Here is an 803-nt window from a genome sequence, read left to right on the forward strand (position 1 = left end):
CTCCAGCTGCCGTCTGCAGCCACTTTGGCGCTGTAGTCGGTACCGTTGAGCTTGAAGCTCACCACGTCGCCAGCCTGGAACTCACCCGAGGCCTTGCCGCTGATGGTCTGCTGGACCTTGGCTTCTTCGGCGTTGACGATGTCGTCGCCGGCCACCACGTTGATGGTCAGGGTCGCTACCGGTGCAACGGTGTCGACGCTGTAGGCGTGATCCGCAGTGATGCTGCCAGCGTTGCCGGCGGCGTCATGAGCGACCAGGGTCGCGTGGATGTTGGTTTCCGCAGCGAGATCCGCGCCGGCCACCTTCACGCTCCAGCTACCGTCCGCTGCGACCTTGGCGCTGTAGTCGGTGCCGTTGAGCTTGAAGCTCACCACGTCGCCCGCCTGGAACTCGCCAGTGGCCTTGCCGCTGATGGTCTGCTGGACCTTGGACTCGGCCAGGTTGACGATGTCGTCGCCGGCCACGGTGTCGATGGTCAGGTGGGTGGTCTTGTCGTCCGGCGGCGTGGTGTCGATGACGATCGGGTACGGAACCGAGGCATCGCTGATGTTGCCGGCCGGGTCTTCAGTCTTGGCAGTGAAGTCGTGCTCGCCTTCGGCCAGCGCCTTGTCCGCCGGGACTTCGAATGACCACTTGCCATCTTCGCCAGCAATGGCGGTGCCCAGTTCGGTCTCGCCGTCGAAGACGTGGATGATGTCGCCCTTCTCGGCACCGTCACCGGAAATCACCGGGGTGGTGTCGTTGGTCGAACCATTCTTCGGCACGTCGATCAGGTTGGACGGATCATCGTTGTCCACCACGTC

The 803-nt window shown here is 63.6% G+C and carries 1 protein-coding gene; it reads right to left on the minus strand.

Going from position 1 to position 803, the window contains the following annotated elements:
• Positions 1–803, minus strand: an 803-nt coding sequence (locus IB255_RS30455; RefSeq protein ID WP_192211279.1) for an Ig-like domain-containing protein, incomplete at both ends; no start/stop codon positions are given.

Source organism: Pseudomonas sp. PDM22 (genome assembly GCF_014851965.1).
Taxonomy (GTDB): Bacteria; Pseudomonadota; Gammaproteobacteria; order Pseudomonadales; family Pseudomonadaceae; genus Pseudomonas.